The sequence below is a fragment of the Azospira sp. APE16 genome, from assembly GCF_047901315.1.
Taxonomy (GTDB): domain Bacteria; phylum Pseudomonadota; class Gammaproteobacteria; order Burkholderiales; family Rhodocyclaceae; genus Azospira; species Azospira oryzae.
In genome coordinates, this window is sequence record NZ_CP179682.1 from 2,591,013 (window position 1) to 2,609,767 (window position 18,755).

Genomic DNA, 18,755 nt, shown 5'->3' on the forward strand with positions numbered 1-18,755 from the left:
GGCCGCTTCGCTTTATTCGTCTGCACACATTTTTGGATTCGCCATGGAAATCAAGGTCAATTTTCTCGACAAGCTGCGCCTGGAGGCCAAATTCGACGACTTCACGGTCATCGCCGACCAGCCCATCCGCTACAAGGGCGACGGCTCGGCGCCGGGGCCCTTCGACTATTTCCTGGCCTCCTCGGCCCTCTGTGCGGCCTACTTCGTCAAGCTGTACTGCGAGACCCGCGGCATTCCCACGGAGAACATCCGCCTCTCCCAGAACAACATCGTCGATCCGGAAAACCGCTACCAGCAGACCTTCAAGATCCAGGTCGAGCTGCCGGCGGACATTTCCGAGAAGGACCGCCTGGGCATCCTGCGCTCCATCGAACGCTGCACGGTGAAGAAGGTGGTGCAGACCGGCCCCGAGTTCATCATCGAGGAGGTGGAAAACCTGGATGCCGACGCCCAGGCCCTGCTCACCGTCAAACCCGATGCCGGCCACCAGACTTACATCCCGGGCAAGGACCTGCCCCTGGAGCAGACCATCGCCAACATGTCCGCCTTCCTGGCGGGCCTGGGCATCAAGATCGAGATCGCCTCCTGGCGCAATCTGGTGCCCAATGTGTGGTCCCTGCACATCCGCGACGCCCATTCCTCCATGTGCTTCACCAACGGCAAGGGCGCCAGCAAGGAAAGCGCCCTGGCTTCGGCCCTGGGCGAGTACATCGAGCGTCTGAGCTGCAACCACTTCTACACCCACCAGTACTGGGGCGAAGAGATCGCCAACGCTCCCTTCGTGCACTACCCCAACGAGCGCTGGTTCAAGCCCGGCAAGAAGGACGCCCTGCCCAAGGAAATCCTCGACGAGTACTGCCTGGAGATTTACAACCCGGACGGCGAACTGCGGGGCTCCCACCTCATCGACACCAACTCCGGCAACGTGGCCCGGGGCATCTGCTGCCTGCCCTTCGTACGCCAGTCCAACGGCGAGGTGGTGTACTTCCCCTCCAACCTCATCGACAACCTCTACCTCAGCAACGGCATGAGTGCCGGCAACACCCTGGCCGAAGCCCAGGTGCAGTGCCTGTCGGAGATTTTCGAGCGGGCGGTGAAGCGGGAAATCCTCGAAGGCGAAATCGCCCTACCCGACGTGCCGCAAGAGGTGCTGGCCAAGTACCCGGGCATCGTCGCCGGCATCCGGGGCCTGGAAGAACAGGGCTTCCCCGTGCTGGTGAAGGACGCTTCCCTCGGCGGCCGGTTCCCGGTGATGTGCGTCACCCTGATGAACCCCCGCACCGGCGGCGTCTTCGCCTCCTTCGGCGCCCATCCCAGCATGGAAGTGGCCCTGGAGCGCAGCCTCACCGAGCTGCTGCAGGGCCGCAGCTTCGAGGGCCTCAACGACCTGCCCCGGCCCACCTTCGAAAGCCAGGCGGTGACCGAGCCCAACAACTTCGTGGACCACTTCATCGACTCCAGCGGCGTGGTCTCCTGGCGCTTCTTCAGCGCCAAGGCCGACTACGACTTCGTCGAATGGGACTTCTCCGGCCACGGCGAAGAATCCAATGCCCATGAAGCGGCCACCCTGTTCGGCATTCTCGAAGAGATGGGCAAGGAGGCCTACCTGGCGGTGTACGACCAGTTAGGTGTCACCGCTTGCCGCATCCTGGTGCCCGGCTACTCGGAAATCTACGGGGTGGAAGACCTGATCTGGGACAACACCAACAAGGCCCTGGCCTTCCGCGAGGACATCCTCAACCTGCACCGCTTGAGCGACAAGCAGCTGGCCGCCCTGCTGCAACGGCTGGAAGAGAGCGAGCTGGACGACTACACCGACATCATCGGCCTCATCGGCGTCGAGTTCGACGAGAACACGGTGTGGGGCCAGCTGACCATCCTGGAACTGAAGCTGCTGATCCATCTGGCTCTGGGGCAGCTGGCGGAGGCCCACGACCTGGTGGGCGCCTTCCTGCAGTTCAACGAGAACACCGTGGATCGGGGCCTCTTCTACCAGGCCATGAACGTGGTGCTGGAAGTGGTGCTGGACAAGGATGAAGGCGGGGACCTGGACCTGGCCGACTATGAAGCCAACTTCCGCCGCATGTTCGGCAACGAGCGCATGGACGCGGTGATCGGCTCGGTGCAGGGCACCCTGCGCTTCCACGGCCTGACCCCGACCAGCATGAAGCTGGAAGGGCTGGACCGGCACCAGCGGCTGATCGACAGCTACAAGAAGGTGCATGCCGCCCGGGCCAAGGTGGCGGCCGGCGGCTGACCCGGAACGGCGGCCCCGCATCGGCCGCCGCCCCACTCCCATAAAAAAAGGCCGGGCCCGAGGGCCCGGTGAAATTCGTTCCAGGGAGGGAACGAGCGCTATTCCTGCGTGTGCTTCGCTTCCAGCCACAGGGCGTTGACCACCGCCAGCAGCACGGCGAAACCCAGGCCGAGAATCCAGGTGAAATACCACATGGCATGTACTCCTTTGCTTGATTAGTAGAGGGCCTTGTCGTTGGCGACGATGTAGTCCCGGGGCACCTTGCCGGCCATCACCCGGTAGGCCCAGCCGGTGTAGGCGATGACGATGGGGGTGAAGATCAGGGCCACGTAGAGCATGACGTTGAGGGTCACGTAGCTGGAGGTGGCATCCCAGGCGGTGAGGCTGGCCTTGGGCAGGGTGGAGGACGGCAGCACGAAGGGGAACAGGGCGACGCCGGCGGTGAGGATCACCGCCAGGCAGGCCACGGAGGAGCCGACGAAGGCCACCAGGGTCTTGCCGGCCCGCAGGCAGGCCAGGGCCAGCAGCCCCCCCGCGTAGGCCAGGGCAGGCACGGCCCACAGCAGGGGATACTTCTGGTAGTTGGCGAACCAGGCCCCGGGCTGGCGCACCACTTCCTTCATCAGGGGATTGAGGGCACCGCCCACGTCGGCGATGGACTGGATGACGAAGCCGTCGAGACGGCCCACCCATACCCCGGCGGCGGAGAAGGCGGCCAGCAGCAGCACCGCCAGCACCGTACCGGCGCCCCTGGCGCGGGCCTGCAGCTCCCCTTCGGTGCGGTGGGCGAGGAAGGTGGCGCCCTGCAGGGCCAGCAGGGACAGGCTCACCACGCCGCAGAGCAGGGCGAAGGGATTGAGCAGGGCCCAGAAGCTGCCGGTGTAGAAGGAGCGCATGGTTTCGTCCAGGTGGAAGGGCACCCCCTGGAAGAAATTGCCGAAGGCCACGCCGAACACCAGGGCCGGCACCGCGCTGCCGGCGAACAGGCCCCAGTCCCAGGCGCTGCGCCAGGCCGGATTGGGCAGCTTGGAGCGGTACTCGAAGCCTACCGGACGGAAGAACAGGGCGAACAGCACCAGCAGCAGGGCCCAGTACATGCCGGAGAAGGCGGTGGCATAGACGAAGGGCCAGGCGGCGAAGATGGCGCCGCCGGCGGTGATGAACCACACCTGGTTGCCGTCCCAGTGGGGCGCCACGGTGTTGATCATGACGCGCCGGTCGGTGTCGTCCCGGCCGAGGATGGGCAGCAGGGTGCCGACGCCCATGTCGTGGCCGTCCATGATGGCGAAGCCGATGAGCAGCACGCCCACCAGCAGCCACCAGATGAGTTTCAGGGTCAGATAATCGAACAGCATCTCAGTCGTCTCCTCAGGCGTTGGCGGGCGCGGCGGCGGGCTGCAGGGCGGCGGGGCCGAGGCGGGCGTACTTGAACATCAGGTACATCTCGGCGACCAGCAGCAGGGTGTAGAAGCCGACGAAGCCGGCGATGGAGCCCCACAGGCTGGCGGCGGAAAGGCTGGAGGCCGACAGATGGGTGGGCAGCATGCCGAACACCGTCCACGGCTGGCGGCCGTACTCGGCGACGAACCAGCCGGACTGGATGGCGATCCAGGGCATGGGGATGAACCACAGGGCCCAGCGCAGCAGCCAGGTCTTCTGCTGGAAGCTGTTCTTGACGCTGTACCAGAAGGCCAGCCCCACCAGCAGCAGCATGGCAAAACCCAGCAGCACCATCAGGCGGAAGGTCCAGAACAACGGCGCCACCCTGGGCACGGAATCGTGGGCCGCCTGGTCCAGCATGGCCGGGGTGGCCTGGGCCAGGTCCGGGCTGTAGCGCTTGACCAGCATGCCGTAGCCCATGTCCTGCTGGTGCTTGGCGAAGGAGGCCTTGGCCGCTGCGTCGGCCGGATTCTGGCGCAGGGCCTCCAGGGCCAGTACCGCCTGCACGCCGCTTTCGATGCGCTGCCGGTTGGCGGCGCGGATTTCCTTGATGCCGGGCAGGGTCTCGGACACGGAGCGGGTGGCGATCAGGCCCAGCACGTAGGGAATGCGGATTTCCCAGTCGTTGGCCTGGCGTTCCTCATTGGGCCAGGCCAGCAGGTTGAAGCCCGCCGGCGCCGCTTCCGTCTCCCACATGGCCTCGATGGCGGCCAGCTTGGACTTCTGGGATTCGGACACGGCATAGCCGGACTCGTCCCCCAGCACGATCACCGACAGGCATCCGGCCAGGCCGAAGGCGGCGGCGATGCGGAAGGAGCGGCGGGCGAACTCCACGTGCAGGCCCTTCAGCAGATACCAGGAGGAAATGCCGAGCACGAACAGGGAGCCGGTGACATAGCCGGCGGCCACCGTATGCACGAACTTGGACTGGGCCACCGGGTTGAACACCAGGGCGGCGAAATCCACCAGCTCCATGCGCATGGTCACCGGGTTGAAGGTGGAGCCCACCGGGTCCTGCATCCAGCCGTTGGCGATGAGGATGAGCACGGCGGAAAGGTTGGTGCCGAGGGCCATGAGCACGGTCACCGCCAGGTGGCCGGCCTTGGACAGGCGCTGCCAGCCGAAGAAGAACAGGCCCACCATGGTGGATTCGAGGAAGAAGGCCATCAGCCCCTCGATGGCCAGGGGGGCGCCGAAGATATCGCCCACGTAATGGGAGTAGTAGGCCCAGTTGGTGCCGAACTGGAACTCCATGGTGATGCCGGTGGTGACGCCCAGGGCGAAATTGATGCCGTAGAGCTTGCCCCAGAACTTGGTCATGTCCCGGTAGATTTCCTTGCCGCTCATGACGTAAGCGGTCTCCATCACCACCAGCAGCCAGGACAGGCCCAGGGTCAGCGGGACGAAGAGGAAGTGGTACATCGCCGTGGCGGCGAACTGCAGCCGCGACAGGTCAACGACCGTCGAATCGATCATGGTGAACCTCCCTTATGGGTTGTTTTGTGGAACCGGTGAGCTGCTGGGCCATGCGCTGTTCATCCACGGCGACCCGGTAGGGGGCCACGTAGTTGAGCCACAGCACGCGCAGGAGAATGATCTTGAGCAGGAGCACCACGGCCAGGTGACAGGCCAGGCGGTGGCGGGCGAGGAAAGCGGAGAGGCCGCGGCGGGGCCGGGCGGACGAGACATCCTGAGCGGACAAGGGACACTCCCTTCCAGGCGGGGCGGCGAAGGCCCCGGGGAAAAAGGACGCCCCATTGCTGGGGCGTCAATCCTAGTCGTTAGTCCAGGCTTGGAAAGCTTAGACGGGGCGGATTCTGACCGCCGGCGGCGGCCTCGGGAAGTGACTAAATGTCACGCGACAAGCGGTCACGCCCTTGTCCATAATGCCGCCGTCGCCACCCCTTCGGAGCCGCCTGCATGCCCTCGCCAGCGCCCTTCCCGCCGCCCCGTCCCCTGCGCCGCCTGCGCCTCGACGCGGACCTCCTGATCGCCCTGCGCTGGGGCTCGGTGCTGGCCATGGCCGCCATCACCCTGGGCTTTCCCCGCCTGCTCGGCATCACCATCGCCCCCCTGCCCCTGCTGGCCACGGCCACCTTCCTGGCGCTGGTGAACGGCGCCGCCATGTTGCTGCGCCACTGGGACCGGGAGCCCATTCCCGCCATGACCCAGCTGATGGTGGACCTGCTCTCCTGGAGCATCGTCATCTACTTTTCCGGCGGCGCCACCAATCCCCTCATCTCCCTGCTGCTGCCCGTGGTGGCCATCGGCGCCGCCATGCTGCCGACCCTGCAGGCCTGGCTGCTGGGGGCCTTTTCCATCCTCACCTATTCCTTCCTGTGGAACTTCTACCAGCCCCTGGAAGTGAAGGACGCCACCATCGCCGTGCAGCTGCACCTGCTCGGCATGTGGCTGACCTTCCTCGCCTCCGTGCTCATCTCGGTGTGGTTCATCACCCGCATGACGGCCGCCATCCGCATCCGCGACCAGGCCCTGGCCCGGGCCCGGGAAAACGAGATCCGCAACGGCTGGGTGGTCTCCCTCGGCACCCTGGCCGCCGGCGCCGCCCATGAACTGAGCACGCCCCTGGCCACCATGAAGCTGGTGGTGGACGATCTGGTCGAGGATGCCGAACTGCCGCCCCGGACGCGCCAGGAACTGGCGGGCCTGAAACTGCAGATCGACAAATGCAAGAGCGCCCTCACCCGCCTCACGGCGGAGGCCGGCCGCCCCCGGGCCGAGGAGCGCCGCCAGCGGCGGGTACAGGACTGGCTGGAGGAATGCGCCCACGGCTGGCGGGCCCTGCATCCGGCCGCCAGCATCGCCCTGCGCATCGATGCAGAAGCCGCCGGGCGCCTGGTGGCCGCCGACGTTGCCCTGGAACAGGCCCTGCACAACCTGGTGGACAACGGCGTGCGCTTCAGCCCCGAGTGGCTCGAAGTCAGCGCCGCCGTGCATGGCCCCTGGCTCCACCTGGTCATTGCCGACCAGGGGCCGGGCATTCCCGAAGATGTCCTGGCCGCCGCCGGCCAGCCCCTGCCGGTGCATTCGGACTCGGGCCTGGGCATCGGCCTGCTGCTGGCCCGCAGCGCCATCCAGCGCTGCGGCGGCCAGCTCCATCTGGCGCCCCGGCAGCCCCGGGGCACCGACGTCACCCTCAAACTTCCCCTCAAGGATTGCTGACATGAATCCCGTCACCGACGCTGCCGATGGCAACGAATCCCCCCTGCTGCTGATCGTGGACGACGACCAGGCCTACTGCAGTGCCCTGGCCAAGGCCATGGGCCGACGCGGCTTCCAGACCATCGCCGGACACGACCCGGAGAGCGCCCTGGCCCTGGCGGCCCGGCACGAACCGGAGTACGTCGTGCTCGACCTCAACCTGGAAGGCAAGTCGGGCCTCAACCTGATCGAACCCCTGCTCGAATGCAGCCCCGGCGCCCGCATCGTGGTCCTCACCGGCTACGCCAGCATTCCCACCGCTGTCGGCGCCATCAAGCTGGGGGCCCTGGAATACCTGATCAAGCCGGTGGAGGCCGGCGACATCGTCAAGGCCCTCACCGCCGACCACTGGGAAATCCCCCCCATCGCCACGGACGAGCGCATGACGGTGCAGCGGGTCGAGTGGGAATACATCCAGCGCATCCTGCGGGAAAACGGCGGCAACATCACCGCCACCGCCCGCTCCCTGAAAATGCACCGGCGCACCCTGCAGCGCAAACTGGCCAAGCACGCCCCCGCCGCCTGAAGCCCATGGCGGCACCAGACCTGCACCGCGGCTACGATCCGCGGCCATCCGTCAAGCCTTGAAAAAGGCGGGAAAACCGAGGAACATCCGCCCCCTTCGTCGATCCGCGCCGGCCTGCCGCCGCGGATCGCGCCACTACCAACCGACGGCGGAGGGGCCATGGCCTTCAAAGACAATCCCGCGGAATTCCGCATCATCGACATCGCCCTGATCGAGCCCGGCCCGGACCACGTGCGCCAGCACTTCGACGAGGCCAGCCTCAAGGGCCTGGCCAACTCCATCGGCCGCAAGGGCCTGATCCATCCCCTGGTGGTGCAGCCGGCGGACGGCGCCGGGCGCCACGCCCTGGTGGTGGGCGAACGCCGCCGCCGCGCCGCCCTGCTGGCGGGCGAGACCGCCGTGCCGGTGCTGGTGCGGGCCTGCAGCCCGGAGGAAGTGCTGGAAGTGCAGGTCTTCGAGAACCTGGGTCTGGGCGTGCGCGCCGCCCTGGACCCGCGGGACATGGCCAACGCCATCCAGACCATTGCCGAGCGCTTCGAGAGCAAGGATGCGGCCGCCGAACACTTCGGCCGCACCGCCACCTGGCTGGCCCAGGCCACCGCCGCCGCCAACCTATCGCCCCAGGTCAGCGCCCTGCTCGAATCGGGCAAGATTTCCAGCACCAGCACCGCCATCCAGCTGGAGAAGCTGGCCCAGAAGAACGAGGCCAAGGCGGAAACCCTGATCGGCCAGATCGCCCAGCTGCCCGAAGGGGAGAAGCTGCCCAAGCAGGTGGTGGAAAAGGTCCTGGTGGAAGAAGGCCTGCGCCGCGGCAAGAAGCCGGACACCCCGCCGCAAGCCGCGCCGGATATGGTTCCCAGCCCGGCTGCAGCCCAGGCGGCAAGCCCCTCCCCGGCCACGGCCGAAGTGCCGCCCTGGGAAGAGGCCCCCGTCGCTCCCGCGGCGCCCGCCATGCCGGCGGCACCGGCGACGGAACGGCGCCGGGTCAATCCGGGCAAGGTGAAGATGGTGGCCGAAATCCTGGGCCTGGAAGCGGAAGACGAAGAGGCCGTGCTGGCCCGCCTGATCGACGAATTCCTGGCCCTCAAGGGCGCCTGAGGCGTTCCCGGCCGGGTGCCTGACTCGCCCGGCCGCAGCGGTAGCGCCACTGCGTGTAAAGGCAGGTCAAATCAGGTAAAAAGCCTTGCCGGGGCTGCGGGAGTGCCTAGACTTGGCGGTATCCGGAGGCCCCCATGAGTTCCATCACCGCCCTGTCATCCCTTTCCAGCCTGAGCAGCTACAGCAGCACCTACATCACCCAGGCCAGCAGCAGCGTGGCCGTGGCCCGGCTGGCGCAACAGGCTGTCAGCCTGTCCACCGCCTCCGGCGTCATCGCCGGCCTCTCCGGCAGCACGTCGGAAACCACGGTGGACAGTCTTTACAACTCCCTGGTGGCTGCTGCCAACCAGAACGTGGACGACGACAGTTCTTCCTCCAGCAGCACAACCAGCGCCAGCAGCACTAGCAGCACCTCCGGCATCTACAGCGCCGACGGCACCCTGAGCGCCGAGGATTCCCTGCTCTCGGCCCTGGTCGGCAATCTTTCCACCTACGCCTGAAGACCGGCCGGCAAGCGCTCCCGACCGCCATGCGGCGGGCCGCCTCCCCAGCCGGAAACCGTCCCCGTCGTTGCCTCGCGTCGAGTCTTACTTCACGTCAAACTCGAAGCGAGCGGCCACCTGGCCTTCCACCAGCACCTGCAGGCGGCGGTGGCCCGCCGGCTCGTTGGGGCCCACCGACCACTCGGCGTAGATGTGCCCATCCATGGGGGCCAGCAGGCGTTCGCTGACCTGGGTCCGCTTGTCGTTGGAGAGGCCCAGGTTGCGTGCCACTTCCTTCTCTTCCGCCGTGCCCTTGTTGGGCCGGGGCTGCACGTATTCCTCGCTGACCTTGAGGGTGCGCTTGCTGGTCTTGACCTCGATCACCCAACCGTAGCGCTGGCCCAGCACGTGGGGCACCACGTCGGTGGGAGTGAACACCAGGTCGCCCTTCTTCTCTTCAAAGATGCCGAACTCGGCGGCCACCACTTCCACCGGGGCTTCCGCCGGCGGCGCGCCGTGGGCCAGGCTGCAGACGAGGAGGAAGGAGAACAGGAATGGGCGCAGCATGGATGGCTCCAGTGGGTGTGGGGGAGGCGCCGCCGGCTTCAGGGGCGCGGCTGCCGGCGCCGGAGCGCCGGGCCGGAAATGGCCTGGGGCGCAGGGGCCTGGGGACTGCTCGGGTCCTCCGCCAGACTGCGGGCCCGCAGCTGGCCGCAGCCGCCGTCGATGTCCTGGCCGGCGGAATTGCGCAGTTTGGTCAGGATACGCCGCTGGTGCAGGTAGCGGGCCAGATGCCGGGCCCGTTCCCAGGCCGGGCGGCGGAAGGCGCCCTCGCCGGCCTCATCCTCCCCGCCGACGGCGTTGAAGGGGATCAGGTTCATGATGGCGTATTTGCCGCTGAGGAGGCGGACGATGCCGTCCATTTCCGCCTCGCTGTCATTGACCCCGTCGAGCAGGGTCCATTGGTACTGGATGGGGTAGCCGGTGCTGCGGGCATATTCCTCGCCCAGTTCCACCAGTTCCTCCGGCGTCAGGCGCGGGGCCTTGGGTAGCAGCTGGGCCCGCAGCTCGGCCCGGCTGGTGTGCAGGGAGAGGGCCAGGGCCGGCTTCACCGCCTGCTGGGGCAGGCGCTCGAAGACGCGACGGTCGCCGACGGTGGAAAAGACCAGGTTCTTGTGGCCGATGCCGCCGGCGCTGCCGAGCAGGTCGATGGCGGCCAGCACGTTGTCCAGGTTGTGGGCCGGTTCGCCCATGCCCATGAAGACCACCTTCTTCACCGGCCGCCGGGCCCGGGCCAGCACCACCTGGGCCACGATCTCGCCGCTGGAGAGCTGGCGCAGCAGGCCGTCCCGGCCGGTCATGCAGAAGGTGCAGCCGACGGCGCAGCCCACCTGGGTGGAGACGCAGACCCCGTCCCGGGGCAGCAGCACGCTTTCCACCGCCTGGCCGTCGCCCAGGCGCACCAGCAGGCGCGCCGAGCCGTCGGCCCCCGGGTGTTCGGAATGGACCCGGGCCAGGGCCTCCAGGTCGGCGGCCAGGGCCGGCAGTTCCTCGCGGATGGCCTTGGGCAGGTAGTCCTGGGCCTGGCGGCGGCGGGCGCCGGCATCCAGGGGCTGGGCCTGGAGCCAGGCGCGCAGCACCCGGTCCTCGTGGCAGGTCTTGGCGCCGAGGGCGGCCAGGCGTTGGCGGATATGTTCGAGTTGCATGGGGGCGGAATGCTAGCACCGCCGGCAGCGCCGGCATAGGCGCCGCGCCGCTTGCGGCTCCTGGCGGCGGTGCCCCTAGGCCCCGGGCTCGGCCCAGAGTTCCAGCAGGGCGCGCACCAGATCCGCGTCGTCGCCGCTGCGGGGGCAGACCAGGGACAGCTGGTAGTCCGGCAGGGGCACGGCCAGGTCATAGACGCGGAAGGCCGGATCGGCGCCCGCCGCCAGGCGCTCCACCTCCGAGGCCGGCAGCACCGCCAGGCCGCGGAAGCCCTGCAGCAGCAGGTCCCGCAGCATGCCGGCGTCGGAACTGTAGAGGGCCACCCGGGGCAGCAGGCCGGCTTCGTGGAACTGCTGCTGCAGGCGCTCGTAGGTGCCGATGCCGACGGAGCGGCGCAGCAGCAGCAGGGGATGGGCGGCCAGCTCGGCCAGGCCCAGGCGCAGCCCGGGGGCGAAGAGGTCGGCGGGGCCCAGGGCCACCGAGGGCGAGGCCCGCAGGCGGTGCACGTTGAAGCTGTCGGGCTGCAGGGGCGGCTGCATGAAGGCCAGGTCCAGCTGGCCGGTGCGCAGCAGGTGTTCCAGGTAGCTGGAATCCCCCACCACCAGGCCGATCTCCCGGGCCGGGAAGCGGGCCATGAGGGCCTCGCAGCGGGCCAGCCAGGGGGCGCGGCAGGTGGGCGAGAGGCCGATGCGCAGGGCCGGACCGCTCTGGGAGGCGAGGCGCAGCACCTCGTCCCGGGAGGATTCCACCGCCCGCAGGATGTCCCGGGCGCGGCGGTAGAACAGGCGCCCGGCCTCGGTCAGCTCCAGCTGCCGGCCCTTGCGCAGGAACAGGGGGGTGCCCAGTTCCTCCTCCAGCTCCTTCAGGCGCTGGCTGAGGGGAGGCTGGGCCATGTGCAGTTCCCGGGCGGCCCGGCTGATCTGGCCCTGCTCGACGATGGTGCAGAAGTAGTGCATGCGCTTCAGGTCCATGGGCCACCCATATCAATTCGATATTCCAGACAACGAAAACGGTATTTTATTCGCCACGCCGGAATCCTTAACATACCGGATTGCTTAATCAAGCCGCCACGTCATGCAGAGCCCCCCGCGGGCCGCCGGCGGCCTCCCCCGGAGAAACACCCCATGCTGGGACCCCTGGCCAACAGCGCCGCCCTGATCCTGGGCGGCCTCGGCGGCGCCGTGCTCGGCCGCCGCCTGCCCCGCCGCGTGCGGGAAACCCTGCCCCTGACCTTCGGCATCATCGCCGCCGCCATCGGCACCACCCTGATGAACAAGGTGCACGCCCTGCCGGCGGTGGCCCTGGCCCTGATCCTGGGCTCCCTGGCGGGGGAGCTGGCCCATCTGGAACGGGGCCTGGAGAAGGCCATCGGCTGGGCCCAGCGCCAGGCGGAAAGGCTCATGCCGGGGGAGAAGGGCAATCCCCGGGTGGAAGGCTTCGTCGGCAAGTTCGTCACTTTGCTGGTGCTGTTCTGCGCCAGCGGCATGGGCATTTTCGGCGCCACCCAGGAGGGCATGACCGGGGATGCCCACATCCTCCTGGCCAAGTCCATCCTGGACCTGTTCACCGCCCTCATCTTCGCCGCCGAACTGGGCCCGGCGGTGGCCCTCATCTGCCTGCCCCAGCTCCTGGTGCAGGGCGCCCTCTTCCTCGGCGCCGGCCTGCTGGTGCCCCTGGCGACACCGGAGATGCTGGCCGACTTCTCCGCCTGCGGCGGCGTCATCATGATGGCCACGGGCCTGCGCATCTGCGGCATCAAGTTCTTCCCCATCGTGAACATGCTGCCGGCCCTGTTCCTGGCCATGCCCTGCTCCCTGCTGTGGGCCCGCTGCTTCGGCTGAGCCCGGGGCCGCGCTGCGGCTGACAGCCGGCTGCCCGTTTCTCCCGCCGCCCGTTTCTCCCGCCACCCGCCTCTCCCGCCGAACGCATCGGCCCCGGCGCTGTCCGACCACTTTGGCCAGCACGCCGCTCCCGGCTTCCCTCCTGCCGTTTCATGACTTTTGCCCGCCGGAGCCGGGGCCGGCCTATGCCATACTGCTAGGCGAACGGGATGGAGCGCCATCCCCGCCGACCATTCTCGCCCTCCCCTTTCCAGGTGGCCCGATGACGCAGTTCCCCGCCGTCCCCGCAATCACCCGCCTGCTCGGCGCCCTGCTCCTGGCGTGCTGTGCGGCCCTGTCCGCCGGGCCCGCCGGTGCCGACGAGCCGCCCCTGCGGGTCACCAGCGACGACAACTATCCGCCCTACATCTTCCGCGACCCGAGCGGCCAGCCCGTGGGCTATCTGGTGGACCTGTGGTCCCTGTGGGAGCAGAAGACCGGCCGCCGGGTGCAGCTGATCGCCACCGACTGGGGCCGGGCCCAGCGCCTCATGGCGGAGAACGAGGCGGACGTGATCGACATGATCTTCCACACTGCCGCCCGGGATGCCCTCTACGAATTCTCCCAGCCCTACGCCAACCTGCCGGTGGGCATCTACAGCCACAGTTCCATCAGCGGCATCAGCAACACGGACAACCTCAAGGGCTTCCTCATCGGCGTCCAGGTCGGCGACGCCTGCATCGAGGAACTGCAGGGCAAGGGCGTCACCAACCTGCGCCAGTTCAAGAACTACGCGGAAATGATCGCCGCTGCCGTGGCCGAGGAGATCAAGCTTTTCTGCCTGGACCAGCTCCCGGCCAACTACTACCTCTACCGCCTGGATCTGCAGCGCCAGTTCCGCAAGTCCTTCGACCTCTACCAGGGGCGCTTCCACCGGGCCACGCGCAAGGGCGACACGGCCACCCTGGCGGTGGTGGAACGGGGCATGGCCCTCATCAGCAACGAGGAACGGGCGGCCCTGGAAAAGAAGTGGATGGGCTCGGCCATCGACTACGTGCCCTACATGCCCTACGCCCGGTACTTCGGCCTGGGCCTGGCCCTGCTGCTGGTCGCCGGCGCCGGCCTGGCCCTCTGGGTGCGGGTGCTGCAGGCGGCCGTGAAGCGCCGCACCGCCGAACTGGAGCGGCAGCGCAGCCACCTGCACACCCTGCTGCGGGGCATTCCCGATCCCCTCTGGCTGAAGGACGAGGCCGGCGTCTTCATCGCCTGCAACCCGGCCTTCGAACGCATGATGGGCCGCCCGGAGCAGGAGATCATCGGCTGCAGCGACTACGACTTCGTCAGCAAGGAACAGGCCGATTTCTTCCGCGACAAGGACCGCCAGGTGCTGGCCGCCGGCACGCCCCAGAGCAACGAGGAATGGATCACCCAGGCGGACGGCTCCGGCCAGCGCCTGTTCGAGACGGTCAAGACGCCCATCGTCGAGCCCCAGGGCAAGGTGCTGGGCGTCCTCGGGGTGGCCCGGGACATCACCGAGCGCAAGCGCCTGGAGGCCGAGGTCAGCAATTACAGCCACCACCTGGAAGAGCTGGTGGCCGAGCGCACCGAGGAACTGGCCCGGGCCCGGGATGCGGCCAATGCCGCCAACGTGGCCAAGAGCGCCTTCCTCGCCAACATGAGCCACGAGATCCGCACGCCGATGAACGCCATCATCGGCCTCACCCACATCCTCAAGAAGGGCGAGCCCTCGCCCCAGCAGCAGGACCGCCTGGACAAGATCGACGATGCGGCCAGCCACCTGCTGTCCATCATCAACGACATCCTGGACCTCTCCAAGATCGAGGCCGAGCGCCTAGTGCTGGAGGAACAGCCAGTGGAGCTGGGGCGCATCGTCAGCCACATCTTCTCCATGCTGGCCGAGGGAGCGCGCAAGAAGGGCATCATCCTCAAGTCGGAAGTCGATCCCCTGCCGCCCTACCTGCTGGGGGACCCGACCCGCCTGACCCAGGCCATCCTCAACTACGCCAGCAATGCGGTGAAATTTACCGAATGGGGCAGCGTCACCCTGCGGATCAAGGTGCTGGAGCTGACGCCGGCGGACGTCTTCCTGCGCTTCGAGGTGGAGGACACGGGCATCGGCATCGCCCCGGAAGTCCAGCCCCTGCTGTTCGCCCCCTTCCAGCAGGCCGACGGCAGCACCAGCCGCCGTTTCGGCGGCACCGGCCTGGGCCTGGTCATCACCCGGCGCCTGGCCCAGATAATGGGTGGCGATGCCGGCGTGGACAGCCGCCTGGGCTTCGGCAGCACCTTCTGGTTCTCCGCCCGGCTCAAGCTGGGCGAGGCCCGGGCCGCCCTGCCCGAGGACGGCCCCCGCCCCGATTCGGCCGAAGGCGAACTGCTGCAGCACTACCGGGGCACCCCCATCCTCCTGGCCGAAGACGACTCCATCAACCAGGAGGTGGCCCGTGAACTGCTCGAATACGCCGGGCTGCGGGTGGATATCGCCGCCGACGGCAACGAGGCCGTGGCCTGCCTGGAACGGGGGACCACGCCCTACGCCCTGGTGCTGATGGACATGCAGATGCCCGGCATGGACGGCCTGGAGGCCACCCGCCACATCCGCCGCCTGCCCGGCATGGAAAGCCTGCCCATCATCTCCATGACCGCCAACGCCTTCGGCGAGGACCGGGAACGCTGCCTGGAGGCCGGCATGAATGACTTCGTGCCCAAGCCGGTGAATCCGGAAGTGCTCTACGCCATGCTGCTGAAGTGGCTGCCCCGGCCCCAGACGCCCAACGCCTGAGCCATTTTTGCCGCCCGCCCCACGCTTTTGCTGGCCGTGGTGGCCCGGGCGGCTACAATAAGCCCCTGCCGCCACGGCCCCCTGCCCCGCTTCCGGGGCAATCCGGCCCGCCCGGCGCGGCCTCTTTCTGACCACTTCACCAACGGAACCAGCGCACCATGTTCGAACACGTCGACGCCTACGCGGGCGACCCCATCCTCACCCTGGTCGAAACCTTCCACAAGGACCCCCGGGCCACCAAGGTCAATCTGGGCATCGGCCTCTATTACGACGAACAGGGCCGCATTCCCCTGCTCGGCTCCGTGCGCCAGGCCGAGGCCGCCATCGCCGCCGCCCCCGCGCCCCGCTCCTACCTGCCCATGGAAGGCGCCGCCGACTACCGGGCCGTGGTGCAAAAGCTGCTCTTCGGCGCCGACAGCGCCGCCCTCAAGGCCGGCCGCATCGCCACCATCCAGACCCTGGGCGGCTCCGGGGCGCTGAAGATGGGCGCCGACCTGCTCAAGCGCTACTTCCCCAAGAGCGAAGCCTGGGTCAGCAACCCCACCTGGGACAACCACCGCTCCATCTTCGAAGGCGCCGGCATCGTCGTGCACGACTATCCCTACTACGACGCCAACACCGGCGGCGTGGACTTCGCCGGCATGGTCGCCTGTCTCAAGGGCCTGCCCGAGCAGAGCATCGTCCTGCTGCACCCCTGCTGCCACAACCCCACCGGCGTGGACCTCTCCCGGGAACAATGGCAACAGGTGATCTCCATCGTCGCCGAGCGCAAGCTGATCCCCTTCCTCGACATCGCCTACCAGGGCTTCGGCGACGGCCTCGATGAAGACGCCTACGCCATCCGCGCCCTGGCCGATTCCGGCCTGCCTTTCCTGGTCAGCAACTCCTTCTCCAAGAACCTCTCCTTCTACGGCGAGCGGGTCGGCGGCCTCTCCGTGGTGTGCAAGGATGCGGAAGAAGCCGGCCGGGTCCTGGGCCAGCTCAAGTTCACCGTGCGCCGCAACTACTCCAGTCCCCCTATCCACGGCGAACTGGTGACCACCATCGTCATGAACGATGCCGCCCTCCACGCCGAATGGGTCAAGGAAGTGACCGAGATGCGCACCCGCATCCAGGCCATGCGCCAGAAGCTGTATGAAGTGCTGACCGCCCGGGTGCCGGGCAAGGACTTCTCCTACTTCACCAAGCAGCGCGGCATGTTCAGCTACACCGGCCTCTCCCCCGCCCAGGTGGACCGCCTGCGGGAAGAGTTCGGCGTGTACCTGGTGCGCTCCGGCCGCATGTGCGTGGCCGGCCTCAACACCGGCAACGTGGCCTACGTGGCCGAAGCCATGGCAGCGGTGCTGCAAGGCTGACGGGATTTCCCCGGCGATCTGCCGGGAGAAGCAAAAGGGACGGCCCTCCCGGCGATGCCATTGCCGGGAGGGCCGTCTTTATTGGGGTATGGCGGGGTGGTTGGTTGGGGTTTCACGGCCTAATTATCGAGGCGCGGCCAGGTTTAATTCCTCAGGCGCGGGGGTTCTCTGAGTCTTCCGCAGTGATGGGTTTAGTGACCGCTGGGTTCCGCGCCTGACGCGCGGGCGTCCGTTCTTTTATCTCGCCAAAAGAACGGAGCCAACGGTGTCGGTACATGATGGCTAATGACGAAGGTCAGCGGCAGGTCGACAGCACAACTGGGCGACTGTCCGCTGGACCAGATTGCTAGGAAGAGGCATCAAGGACAAGGGTTTTCTCTCCCTGAAAGTAGTGAGATGGTATCTCGAGAGGAGCGAGCCATGGATTGCGATTACGGCCTGCTATGTCATAGACAAACATTGAGTTAAGCGGATCGTCGATAGGGCGACCATACCAGCGGGAACAATACAAAACTCCGTGAAACGTTACTCCTTGTTTTAGAGCGTGGCGGTTAGCGTCATAAGCCAATTCGTCGCAAAGGGAATACTGGCTGATTTCTCGAAGACGAAGATTCTCTCGATAGCGCTCAGCAGCGACAACCAAGTAGTCCTTTCTTAGAGAACGAAAGCGATTTACCACTTTGGAATTTGATCTTTCACCAGCCACTAAGCCTTGAGCTGGAGGGGGATCATGGTGTTCTAACCATTCGATCTGCTCGGGAGTCCTACGTACAACTAGTATTTCTTGACCTTCCCAATCAAAACGTAGGACTTCGCCAGGACGCAACGCTGACAAATCGACTTCGAACTTGTGCGAGGAAATGATCGCTTCAGTTGGCTTTAGTGAAAAAAACAGAATTCCAAAGAAACCGAATCCCCCTAGCAAGACGCCGATTGATACAGCGAAAGCGAGAAGGTATCGGCGCGTAACCATAGAGACCTAACGATGAAAGCAACCGGATGCCGTCGTGCAAGGCGGCCTACCCAAGCGACTTCGGTTGCCGACGTTCCGGATGACTGGATTGTTAGGCGAAGTGCACCAGTGCTTTTGTTGCACTTCAGCCGTGAAATCATGCCTTTGACCCAGGCTAACTCCGCCGAAACGCATGTGAGAGCCACCATAGCAAGGGAGAGCCACAGATGAAGACGAATATGGCACTTGCAATGACGCTATGGTTGAAGCCATAGGAATCAGTGCCACCAGGGATTTCGCCACCTGCCGGCCAAAAAGCAACAGTTACGGCTGGCGCGACAAGGGACTGAAGTCCAAGTAGGCTTAAACAGGCCATGATGAAGAATAGGACATGCCTAGAGATGCGCCGCGACAGAAGACTAGTACCAATGGCTGCGGTTATCAGCGGCATGAACATAAGGGCGGTGAGTAGGTACTCGTTCATAGACCTAACGTCGAAGGCAAGGGGCGCTACGCGGTTTTATCAGGCAGCATGCCCTGCACCGCAGGGTTGGGGGGCTATAGGCTAACGCCGAGCGCATTGAGTACCACCGCGACAAGCAGAACTATGACGATGGCGCCGGCCACCATGAGACTGAACTGAAACAAGATTGCGCCAGCACCGAGAGCCGACGCCACAGCCGAAAATCGCCACGGCTCGCGAGAGACAAAGGAAATGGCACCAAGAATCAAGGCAACCACTCCAAGCGTCACGGCTGCAGCGGCGAGAATTTGGTATGCATCCGCACGGTGTTGCGGCGCCTTGTACTCAACACCTTTCGCCTTCGCAACCACGCGGTCTTTTATCTTTTGTGCGGTATCGACGACCACCTTGTCGACCGGCTCGGGCGGCACGACAAGCGGAAGCACCCAGATCGGCAGCACAGCCGCAATTACAGCTAAACAGCCAAATAACGTTCCCACAATTCCAAGCCAGTGCATTCTCTGAGCGGTGGACATGCTCACCCCCCCCCAACGTGGAGGTAACTGGCACTGCGCGGCCTTATCGCGCAGCATCCGTTTTGACCGCCGGGTTACGCGGTATTTGCGAGGATAG

General features: G+C 66.5%; 17 protein-coding genes. 8 read left to right on the top strand and 9 right to left on the bottom strand.

Annotation, left to right across the window (positions count from 1 at the left end):
- Nucleotides 1-43 precede the first annotated feature (43 nt).
- Nucleotides 44-2,257 carry an OsmC domain/YcaO domain-containing protein gene (locus ACLSSQ_RS12420; protein ID WP_416242857.1) on the top strand — a complete coding sequence of 738 codons (2,214 nt, stop codon included), beginning with the start codon at nt 44-46 and terminating at the stop codon, nt 2,255-2,257.
- A gap of 98 nt (nt 2,258-2,355) precedes the next feature.
- Here the strand turns inward: ACLSSQ_RS12420 and cydX are convergent, their stop codons facing one another.
- The 4 genes from cydX to cydP are packed head-to-tail and all read right to left on the bottom strand — an operon-like array spanning nt 2,356 to nt 5,399.
- Complete coding sequence (cydX, locus tag ACLSSQ_RS12425) at nt 2,356-2,451, bottom strand: cytochrome bd-I oxidase subunit CydX (RefSeq protein WP_014236989.1); 96 nt, start codon at nt 2,449-2,451, stop codon at nt 2,356-2,358.
- 21 nt (nt 2,452-2,472) lie between these two features.
- Nucleotides 2,473-3,612 carry a cytochrome d ubiquinol oxidase subunit II gene (gene cydB, locus ACLSSQ_RS12430; protein WP_416242858.1) on the bottom strand — a complete coding sequence of 380 codons (1,140 nt, stop codon included), beginning with the start codon at nt 3,610-3,612 and terminating at the stop codon, nt 2,473-2,475.
- A 13-nt stretch (nt 3,613-3,625) separates the two neighbouring features.
- Nucleotides 3,626-5,173: a cytochrome ubiquinol oxidase subunit I gene (locus ACLSSQ_RS12435; protein ID WP_130458127.1), complete on the bottom strand. Its 1,548-nt coding sequence runs from the start codon at nt 5,171-5,173 to the stop codon at nt 3,626-3,628.
- Nucleotides 5,151-5,399, bottom strand: a complete 249-nt coding sequence (cydP, locus tag ACLSSQ_RS12440; protein ID WP_130458126.1) for a cytochrome oxidase putative small subunit CydP — start codon at nt 5,397-5,399, stop codon at nt 5,151-5,153. Before cydP ends, ACLSSQ_RS12435 begins: the two co-directional genes overlap by 23 nt.
- A gap of 218 nt (nt 5,400-5,617) precedes the next feature.
- Between cydP and ACLSSQ_RS12445 the strand changes: the two genes are divergently transcribed.
- The 4 genes from ACLSSQ_RS12445 to ACLSSQ_RS12460 all read left to right on the top strand — a co-directional run bounded on the left by ACLSSQ_RS12445 (nt 5,618) and on the right by ACLSSQ_RS12460 (nt 9,043).
- Complete coding sequence (locus ACLSSQ_RS12445) at nt 5,618-6,880, top strand: sensor histidine kinase (RefSeq protein WP_152089546.1); 1,263 nt, start codon at nt 5,618-5,620, stop codon at nt 6,878-6,880.
- Nucleotide 6,881: 1 nt separating this feature from the next.
- Nucleotides 6,882-7,445 (top strand): response regulator transcription factor, encoded by a 564-nt coding sequence (locus tag ACLSSQ_RS12450; RefSeq protein WP_014236984.1) that lies wholly within the window; start codon nt 6,882-6,884, stop codon nt 7,443-7,445.
- Nucleotides 7,446-7,604: 159 nt separating this feature from the next.
- Nucleotides 7,605-8,543: a ParB/RepB/Spo0J family partition protein gene (locus ACLSSQ_RS12455; RefSeq protein ID WP_416242859.1), complete on the top strand. Its 939-nt coding sequence runs from the start codon at nt 7,605-7,607 to the stop codon at nt 8,541-8,543.
- A 134-nt stretch (nt 8,544-8,677) separates the two neighbouring features.
- Complete coding sequence (locus ACLSSQ_RS12460) at nt 8,678-9,043, top strand: hypothetical protein (RefSeq protein WP_416242860.1); 366 nt, start codon at nt 8,678-8,680, stop codon at nt 9,041-9,043.
- A gap of 87 nt (nt 9,044-9,130) precedes the next feature.
- On the opposite strand, the gene ACLSSQ_RS12465 is transcribed toward ACLSSQ_RS12460, so the two are convergent.
- The 3 genes from ACLSSQ_RS12465 to ACLSSQ_RS12475 all read right to left on the bottom strand — a co-directional run bounded on the left by ACLSSQ_RS12465 (nt 9,131) and on the right by ACLSSQ_RS12475 (nt 11,700).
- A complete protein-coding gene (locus tag ACLSSQ_RS12465) occupies nt 9,131-9,592 on the bottom strand; it encodes a hypothetical protein (protein WP_416242861.1) in 462 nt (153 codons plus the stop codon).
- Nucleotides 9,593-9,630: 38 nt separating this feature from the next.
- Entirely contained in the window at nt 9,631-10,731 is a 1,101-nt protein-coding gene (locus ACLSSQ_RS12470; protein ID WP_416242862.1) for an RNA methyltransferase, read from the bottom strand.
- 75 nt (nt 10,732-10,806) lie between these two features.
- Complete coding sequence (locus ACLSSQ_RS12475; protein WP_416242863.1) at nt 10,807-11,700, bottom strand: LysR family transcriptional regulator; 894 nt, start codon at nt 11,698-11,700, stop codon at nt 10,807-10,809.
- Between the two features lie 153 nt (nt 11,701-11,853).
- Here ACLSSQ_RS12475 and ACLSSQ_RS12480 point away from each other — a divergent pair, with 153 nt between their 5' ends.
- The 3 genes from ACLSSQ_RS12480 to ACLSSQ_RS12490 all read left to right on the top strand — a co-directional run bounded on the left by ACLSSQ_RS12480 (nt 11,854) and on the right by ACLSSQ_RS12490 (nt 16,707).
- Nucleotides 11,854-12,570, top strand: coding sequence for a DUF554 domain-containing protein (locus ACLSSQ_RS12480; RefSeq protein ID WP_014236979.1), 717 nt, complete (start codon nt 11,854-11,856; stop codon nt 12,568-12,570).
- 262 nt (nt 12,571-12,832) lie between these two features.
- Complete coding sequence (locus ACLSSQ_RS12485) at nt 12,833-15,352, top strand: response regulator (protein WP_416242864.1); 2,520 nt, start codon at nt 12,833-12,835, stop codon at nt 15,350-15,352.
- A gap of 158 nt (nt 15,353-15,510) precedes the next feature.
- A complete protein-coding gene (locus ACLSSQ_RS12490; RefSeq protein ID WP_416242865.1) occupies nt 15,511-16,707 on the top strand; it encodes an aromatic amino acid transaminase in 1,197 nt (398 codons plus the stop codon).
- A 346-nt stretch (nt 16,708-17,053) separates the two neighbouring features.
- Here the strand turns inward: ACLSSQ_RS12490 and ACLSSQ_RS12495 are convergent, their stop codons facing one another.
- Together ACLSSQ_RS12495 and ACLSSQ_RS12500 are read right to left on the bottom strand one after the other, a co-directional pair.
- On the bottom strand, nt 17,054-17,680 hold the full coding sequence (locus tag ACLSSQ_RS12495; protein ID WP_416242866.1) for a hypothetical protein: 627 nt from the start codon (nt 17,678-17,680) through the stop codon (nt 17,054-17,056).
- A gap of 537 nt (nt 17,681-18,217) precedes the next feature.
- On the bottom strand, nt 18,218-18,658 hold the full coding sequence (locus ACLSSQ_RS12500) for a hypothetical protein (protein WP_416242867.1): 441 nt from the start codon (nt 18,656-18,658) through the stop codon (nt 18,218-18,220).
- Nucleotides 18,659-18,755 lie beyond the last annotated feature (97 nt).